The organism is Nonomuraea diastatica, from assembly GCF_004349015.1.
Taxonomy (GTDB): domain Bacteria; phylum Actinomycetota; class Actinomycetes; order Streptosporangiales; family Streptosporangiaceae; genus Nonomuraea; species Nonomuraea diastatica.
This window is the reverse complement of sequence record NZ_SMKP01000013.1, coordinates 86,645-94,197: the sequence shown is the minus strand read 5'-3', so window position 1 is coordinate 94,197 and position 7,553 is coordinate 86,645. Positions and strand designations below refer to the sequence as shown.

At 70.6% G+C, this 7,553-nt stretch carries 8 protein-coding genes and 1 pseudogene; 7 read left to right on the top strand and 2 right to left on the bottom strand.

Annotated elements, in window-relative coordinates; all coding sequences use genetic code 11:
• Positions 1-219 (top strand): annotated as a pseudogene (locus tag E1294_RS55560) (protein kinase domain-containing protein); the annotation flags it as partial.
• A 458-nt stretch (positions 220-677) separates the two neighbouring features.
• Positions 678-1,112 carry a protein-tyrosine phosphatase family protein gene (locus E1294_RS06980; protein WP_132505928.1) on the top strand — a complete coding sequence of 145 codons (435 nt, stop codon included), beginning with the start codon at positions 678-680 and terminating at the stop codon, positions 1,110-1,112.
• Between the two features lie 32 nt (positions 1,113-1,144).
• Here the strand turns inward: E1294_RS06980 and E1294_RS52490 are convergent, their stop codons facing one another.
• Positions 1,145-2,485 (bottom strand): hypothetical protein, encoded by a 1,341-nt coding sequence (locus E1294_RS52490; protein ID WP_165977135.1) that lies wholly within the window; start codon positions 2,483-2,485, stop codon positions 1,145-1,147.
• 152 nt (positions 2,486-2,637) lie between these two features.
• On the opposite strand from E1294_RS52490, the gene E1294_RS06975 reads away from it, so the two are divergent.
• From E1294_RS06975 to E1294_RS06955, 5 genes are all read left to right on the top strand, one after another.
• Entirely contained in the window at positions 2,638-2,937 is a 300-nt protein-coding gene (locus E1294_RS06975) for a GntR family transcriptional regulator (protein WP_132505926.1), read from the top strand.
• A complete protein-coding gene (locus tag E1294_RS06970; protein ID WP_132505924.1) occupies positions 2,934-4,751 on the top strand; it encodes a flavin-containing monooxygenase in 1,818 nt (605 codons plus the stop codon). The genes E1294_RS06975 and E1294_RS06970 overlap by 4 nt, the downstream gene beginning before the upstream one ends.
• A gap of 14 nt (positions 4,752-4,765) precedes the next feature.
• Positions 4,766-5,197 carry a hypothetical protein gene (locus E1294_RS06965; protein ID WP_132505922.1) on the top strand — a complete coding sequence of 144 codons (432 nt, stop codon included), beginning with the start codon at positions 4,766-4,768 and terminating at the stop codon, positions 5,195-5,197.
• Positions 5,198-5,306: 109 nt separating this feature from the next.
• Positions 5,307-6,464 (top strand): sensor histidine kinase, encoded by a 1,158-nt coding sequence (locus tag E1294_RS06960; RefSeq protein WP_246082859.1) that lies wholly within the window; start codon positions 5,307-5,309, stop codon positions 6,462-6,464.
• Positions 6,455-7,096: a response regulator gene (locus E1294_RS06955; RefSeq protein WP_165977134.1), complete on the top strand. Its 642-nt coding sequence runs from the start codon at positions 6,455-6,457 to the stop codon at positions 7,094-7,096. Before E1294_RS06960 ends, E1294_RS06955 begins: the two co-directional genes overlap by 10 nt.
• Here E1294_RS06955 and E1294_RS06950 read toward each other — a convergent pair whose 3' ends face one another.
• Positions 7,097-7,528: a VOC family protein gene (locus tag E1294_RS06950; RefSeq protein WP_132505920.1), complete on the bottom strand. Its 432-nt coding sequence runs from the start codon at positions 7,526-7,528 to the stop codon at positions 7,097-7,099. It lies immediately after the preceding gene.
• Positions 7,529-7,553: the final 25 nt, after the last annotated feature.

Below are 7,553 nucleotides of genomic sequence, written 5' to 3'. Positions count from 1 at the left end.
GGGATGGGCATCGTGTACCTCGCCCGCGATCGCGAGTCACAACTGGTCGCGCTCAAGACGCTCCGCCCCGGCCTGGGCGCGATGACGGGGGCCGACCTGGAGGCGCTGGCGGTGGGTGTGGCGACCGCGCTCACCGCCATCCACCAGGCCGGGGTCGTGCACCGCGACCTCAAACCCGCCAACATCCTGCTCAGCTCCGTGGGCGGAGGCGTCGATGACGAACGCGTCAGGGGAGCGGGTGCCGCTCTCCATCACGATCACATCGCTCCACCGTACGGGCGACGAGATCCGGTTCGAAGGGACGCTCACGAACCTCAGCTCCACCGGCGCGACCGCCGACTTCTTCTCGATGCTGGGCAGGCCCGCGTGGAACATCCAGGACGTCACCCTGACCCCGTCAGGTACGGCCGAGCGGTTCTTCCCCCACATGGAGGACGAGGTCTGCTCGTGTACGTCGTGGTGGAGCTACGCCAACGAGATCGACCCGAATGAGTCCGTCACCCTCCATACGATCTTCCCCGATGTGCCGGAGAAGGCCGAGAAAGTCGACCTGGACCTGCTGGATCTGGGCTACCTTCAAGGGCCTCCCCATCGACTGATGAACCCGGGGGACCGTCCTGATCAGCTGCAAGCTGAACCCCGTCACCGTGCCCGCTCGTACGGCTACGTTCGTCGTCATGACCGATACCTGGGATCCCGCAGCGGTGGGTGTCATGCGACTGCCCTCGGGGCGACTGGTGCGCGGCCGGGGGCTCAGACATCCGCTGCCCGAAGGGCCGGAGCCCGCCTTCGCCCTCTATCTCCTGGGCCGGCGCCCGCCGGAGGTCGGCTGGCAGCACCGGTGGTTGCGCTGGCCCGATTTCTGGTTGCCGTCCGACCGGCACGCGACCGCGGAGGCCCTGCGCGAGGCGCTGCGACGTGCCGGGGCGGAGCGGGTCGAGATCGCCTGCGGCGGCGGCAAGGGCCGCACCGGCACGGCTCTGGCCTGCCTGGCCGTGCTCGACGGCGTGCCCGGCGACCAGGCGGTCGCCTACGTGCGCGAGCACTACGTCAAGGGCGCCGTCGAGACCCCGTGGCAGCGCCGCTTCGTCCACGGCTTTCCCCCGGCCTGAGCGTGACCGGCGGGCTCACGTTCGGTCTCGGCCTAAACGTGACCGGCGGGCTCGCGTTCGGCGACGGCCGGCTCCTGACGCGACGGTGAGCGGGCGCCCAGGGCCAGCCCCACGGCCAGGCACACCAGCGGGATCGCCGGGATCACATATCTGACGTCGTAGGCGGCCAGGAAGGGCGGCGAGGCGACCAGCGCGAGCGCCGCGACCCCGGGCAGGAGCGCGTCCCACCGCCGCCGCACCAGCGCCGTCACCAGGGCCCCGCCGAGGGCCAGCATGAGCAGCGGGAAGGGCACATAACCGAACCGCTGGTACGCGCGCAGCCATCCCGCGACCGGCTCCACCACCCGCGTCGTGGCCGGCCCCGCCTCGTACGACTCCGCCACGTCGCGCACCGACTCGTTGATCGGCCGCTCCGACTCGGGGAGCTTGTAGGGGGTCTTCTCGTCCACGGCCGTGCGCTCCCAGCGCAGCAACTGCGCGAGGTCGGTCGCGACCGCGGCCAGATAGTCGCCAGGCTGGGCCAGGATCGCCATCCTGGCGAACTCGCCGGCGAGCTGGTTGCGGTTGGCCTTGCCCGGCACCTTGAGCAGCGGCGAGAAGTCCTCCCAGAGCCAGTGCGGCGGGTAGGGCCGCTGCTCCACCGGCATGTTGGGGCAGAGCACGGCCAGCCGCTCAGGAGGCTTGATCACGCCGCAGTCGGCGAAGCTCATGGTCCGCGACCACAGGAAGTTGCCGTCGGCCTCGGTCAGCCCGAACTTGCCCTTCTCCACCTTCGTCCACGTCGCGTACGCGCCCAGCGGGATCGCGCCGGCGACCAGCAGCGCCACCAGCGGGCGCCAGCCGTACCGGCGGATCAGCAGGTAGCCGGCGACCAGGATGAGCAGCGGCAGCCCGACGGTCCTGGTGATGCCGGCGAGACCGAGCAGCAGCCCGCCGACGGCGGCTGTGGCCGGGCTGACACGCCAGACGATGAGCACGACCGCGGCGGTGACGAGCACGATGAAGATCGCGTCCGCCATGATCATGTGCTCCAGGAGCACCATGAACTCGTCGTACAGCAGCGGCGTGACCAGCAGCGCGGCCCCCCAGCCCGGCAGGCCGCGCCGCCGCAGCAGCGCGTAGACCGCCACGGCGAGCCCCAGCACCAGCAGGTGTTGCAGCACCGTCACCAGGGTCAGGCTGTGTGCGGGGCGAAGCAGCGCCAGGAGCAGCGAATATCCGGACGGCCGTGTGGTGCCCGGCGCCAGCTCCTCGCTCAGGAACGCGAACGAGTCGCCGTAGAAGAGCAGCGCCGGTGGGTACCCGAGCAGGGCGAGCACGCGGACCCCGATCGCGGGCAGCATGGCGATGACCAGTGCGCGATGAGCCAACATGAATCCGCTTCCTCGTGAGCCGGGGCCCCACAATAGTGGGTGTTCCGGTCATCGAGCGGGCGCCGGGATCGCTGTTGAGTTGATCACATGGCCACGGACGATCTCGGGCAAAAGCTTCCTGAAGTGGACCATCGGGCCAGGAGCTGGTCCACATGGTGGTCGCCAACCACATTGCAGGGCAGATCGAGCGCGGAGAACGTGCTGTCGGCTCCCGCCTCCCGAGCGAGCTGGACCTGTCGAACATGTGGGGTGTGGCTCGGATGACCACTCGCCGAGCGATTCGCGAGCTGAGCGAGCGCGGACTGGTCCCAGCCGTGCACGGCAAGGGGACCTTCGTAACGCAGCCGGACGCCTGGGCGCGAGCGGGATCTCGGCTTGCCGGTGCTATTCCCGAATGTCATTCTGGAATTGGTGGCCCGGGCACTCCCCTCAGCGTCGCGGAGGATGCATGACCAATCACCCGATTATCGACAAAGAGGCGCTTCGCCTGAAATATCGGGAAGAGCGTGACAAGCGGCTGCGTCCGGACGGCAACGACCAGTACCTCCGCCTCACCGGCCGCTTCGCGCACTACCTCGACGACCCCTACACCCCGGTCACCGGGCGCCCGCCGAAGACCGACCACGTGACGGTCGCCGTCATCGGCGGCGGCTTCGCCGGGCTCGTCACCGGCGCGCGGCTGAAGGAGGCCGGCGTCGACGACGTGCGCGTCGTCGAGAAGGGCGGCGACTTCGGCGGCACGTGGTACTGGAACCGCTACCCGGGCGCGCAGTGCGACACGGCCTCGTACGTGTACATGCCGCTGCTCGAGGAGACCGGGCACATGCCGACGGAGAAGTACGCGCACGCGCCCGAGATCCTCGAACACTGCCGCCGCATCGGCAAACACTTCGGCCTGTACGACAACGCCCTCCTCCACACCGAGGTCCAGAGCCTCGAATGGGACGCGACTCGCTCCCGCTGGCGCATCAGCACGAACCGGGGCGACCACTTCACCGCCCAGTTCGTCACCATGGGCATCGGCCCGCTGCACGTACCCAAACTCCCCGGCATCCCGGGCATCCAGACGTTCCGCGGGCACGCGTTCCACACGAGCCGCTGGGACTACGCCTACACCGGCGGCGACCCGTCGGGCGCGCCCCTGGACCGGCTGACCGGCAAGCGCGTGGCCATCATCGGCACCGGCGCGACGGCCGTACAGTGTGTGCCGCACCTGGCGCGGGCCTGCGAGGAGCTGTACGTCTTCCAGCGCACGCCCTCTTCGGTCGACGTGCGGGGCAACCGGCCGACCGACCCGGAGTGGTTCGCCCAGGTCGCCACCCCCGGATGGCAGCAGCGCTGGCTGGAGAACTTCACCGCCAACCAGACCGGCGCGCTGGCCGACGAGGACCTGGTCATGGACGGCTGGACCGATCTCGCCCGCCGCGTGCGCTCCCGCATCCAGGCGCTCCCGCCGGGAAGGCGTACGACGGAGCACATGCTGGCCGCCTTCGAGGACTCCGACTTCGAGAAGATGGAGGAGATCCGCGCCCGCGTCGACTCCATCGTCACCGACAGGGAGACCGCGCAGAAGCTCAAGGCGTGGTATCGCCAGCTCTGCAAGCGCCCCTGCTTCCACGACGAATACCTGCAGGCCTTCAACGTCCCCGGCACCCATCTCGTCGACACCGACGGCAAGGGCGTGGAACGCGTCACCGAGAAGGGGGTCGTGGCCGGGGGCAGGGAGTACGAGGTCGACTGCGTCATCTACGCCTCCGGCTTCGAGGTGGGCACCGGCTACACCCGCCGCGCGGGCTACGAGGTGACGGGACGCGACGGGGTCAGGCTGTCGGACCACTGGGCGGAGGGCATGCGCACGTTGCACGGCATCCACGCGCACGGCTTCCCCAACGTCTTCCTCGTCCAGCCGACGCAGGGCGCGAACCTCATCTCCAACATCCCGCACAACCTCACGGAGGCGGGCAGGACCATCGCGCTCACCGTCCGGCACGCCCTCGACCACGGCTACGGCGAGATCGAGGTCACCAAGGAGGCCGAGGGCGCCTGGATCGAGCTGCTGCTGTCGGGCGGCGGCGGGATCCTGGGCTCTCCCGAGTGCACGCCGGGCTACTACAACAACGAGGGCCAGGACCTCGGCCTGCGCAGCTGGCTCAACGTCGGCTATCCGCACGGGGCCATGGCGTACTTCGGCTACATCGACCGCTGGCGTACGTCGGGCGCGTTCGAGGGGCTGGAATTCCGGTACGGGGCCGGTCCCGAGGGCTAGTACCTTCGTCCGGCATGAGCTATGACCTCTATTTCGCCCGTCGCGCGCCCGGTCAGTCCTGGGAGGAGGCGCTGGAGGAGTCGCGGTCGCCCGACCTGGCGGCCTGGGAGCGCGTCGTCGGGAGGGTCCGCGAGATCCTCGGCGAGGTGCGGATCATCGAATATCCGCCCAACTGGGAGATGGACCACGAGGGCACCGGCATCTCCGTGAACCACTGGGAGGGCGGCTGGGAGATGAGCGCCCCCTACTGGACGCGCGGCGAGGGCGCGCGGCGGACCGTCGATGTGCTCTACGAGGTGGCGCGGGCGGTCGAACGCGAGTCCGGTCTCGAGTGCTACGACCCGCAGGTCGGCCTGCCGCTCGCGGAGATCACCGACACGGCGCGCGCGGTGGAGGCGTTCGACACGGTGGCCGACCGGTTCGGCGCGCGGACCGAGGCGACCTGACCGTCCGGTTCGGCGCGCGGAGGAACCCGAGGCGGCCCTCGTAGGGATCCTCGCGAAAGGTACACCCTGGACTACTGCCTGACCCTCCGCCCCTGGTTACCGTCATAAGGTGCTGAACAGGACCGCGCTGGAGGCGTTGACCCGGCGCCCGCTGCCCTTCCTCAGGTCGGCCTGGCCGTGGCGGAGCATGGCGTACCTGCTGGCCAGCGCCGTCCCCGGCGCGGCCTTCGTGCTCGCCGCCATCGCCGCGACGCTCATCGAGCCGCCCCAGGGCTTCGCCGTGGGGGCGGTGGTCGTGGCGGTGGCCGTGCTGCCCGTCGCCTGGTTCGAGCCGCGGCGGTTGCGGCTCGTCGACGACGTGCCCGTACCCGAGACGCCGGACCGGCGCAGGCGTGAGCTGGGGCTCGCGGTCATGACGCTGCTCGCGATGTGGTGGATCGACCTCATCATGGTGCTCTTCACCGTTGTGGGCCCTGTGCTGCTCATCCTCACCCCCGTCGTCCAGCCGAACGTGGCGGCGGTCGTCGAGGTCGCGGCCTGCACGGTGGGCGTGCTGCTGCTGCCCGTCGCCGCGTACACGGCCACCGCCTGGGGCGGCGCGCGAGGGGCCATGGCGCGGGCGGTTCTCGCGCCGCAGGGGTCCGAGCTGTACGAGGTGCTGAGGTCGCGGGCGCGGCTGGTGGACGCGTTCGAGATGGAGCGCCGCAGGATCGAGCGGGACCTGCACGACGGCGCGCAGCAGCGGCTGGTGTCCCTGTCGATGAGGCTCGGCCTGGCCAGGCTGGACCTGCCGGAGGATTCGCCCACCGGACGGCTGATCGGGCTGGCCCACGACGAGGCCAAGCAGGCGCTGGCCGAGCTGCGCGAGCTGATCAGGGACGTGCACTCGCAGGTGCTCACCGACCGGGGGCTGGGCGCGGCCGTGCAGGACGTTGCGGGACGCTCGCCGGTGCCGGTGGACGTCGACCTCCAGCTGCCGGGACGGCTGCCCACCGCCGTGGAGGTCACCGCCTACTACGTGGTCAGCGAGGCCCTGGCGAACCTCGCCAAGCACGCTCAGGCGACCAGGGGCGCCGTCACCGGTCGCTTGGAGCGCGGCACGCTGGTCGTCGAGGTGCGCGACGACGGCGTGGGCGGCGCCGACCCGGCCAGGGGAACGGGGCTGACCGGCCTGGCCGACCGGCTGGCCGTCGTGCGCGGGAGACTGTCCGTGTCCAGCCCGGCAGGGGGGCCGACTCTGGTACGAGTGGAGATTCCGTGCGCATAGTGATCGCCGAGGACGCCGTCCTGCTCAGGGAGGGCCTGGCCGGGCTGCTCGAACGGTTCGGCCACACCGTGGTCGCCTCGGTCGGCGACGCGCCCGCTCTGCTGTCCGCCGTCGCCGAGCACCGCCCCGAGGCCGTGGTGACCGACGTACGCATGCCGCCCGGCTTCTCCGACGAAGGGCTGCGGGCCGCGGTGGAGTTGCGCGGCCTCCGTCCCGACCTGGCCGTGCTGGTGCTCAGCCAGTACGTCGAGCAGACGTACGCCGCCGAGCTGCTCGAGTCCGGCGGCGGCGCGGGCGTCGGCTACCTGCTGAAGGACCGCATCGGTGACGTACGCGAGTTCGTCGACGCGCTCGATCGGGTGGCCGCGGGCGGCACGGTCGTCGACCCCGAGGTGGTGCGGCAGTTGCTGCGCCGGCGGCGCGACCCGCTGGGCAGGCTCACCCCGCGCGAGCAGGAGGTGCTCGGCCTGATCGCCGAAGGGCGCTCCAACGCCTCGATCGCGAAGGAACTGGTCGTCACCGACGCGGCCGTGGCCAAGCACATCGCCAACATCTTCGCCAAGCTCGACCTGCCGCCCGCCGCCGACGGGCACCGGAGGGTGCTGGCGGTCCTGGCGTACCTGCGGGGTTGATCAGGTGATGCAGAGCTCGTTGCCCTCGGGGTCGGCGATGGTGATCCACCAGTTGGGCCCCTGGCGGCCGCGGTGCAGCACCTTCGCCCCCTTCGCGGTCAGCCGCTCGACCACCGGCTCGATGTTGTCGGCTCCCACGCGTACGTCGAGGTGCACGCGGTTCTTGACCGTCTTGGGCTCGGCCGCGAGCTGGAACAACACGCGCGGTGCGCGTTCGAGCCCGTCGGGGTGCCTGATGGCCGCGCCCGCCTTCCACACCAGCGCGCCGTTGTGCGTGGTGGTGTCGTCGTCGGTGGCGTGACCCTTCTCGATCATGCTGCGGATGAACGCCTCGTTCGAGGGCTCCACCTGCCAGCCGAGCGCGTCGGCCCACCAGTCGGCGAGTGGATGGGGGTCGCCCGTGTCGATGACGACTTGGAAGTCATATGCCATGGGTCCAATGCTAAAAGTAGGGTTC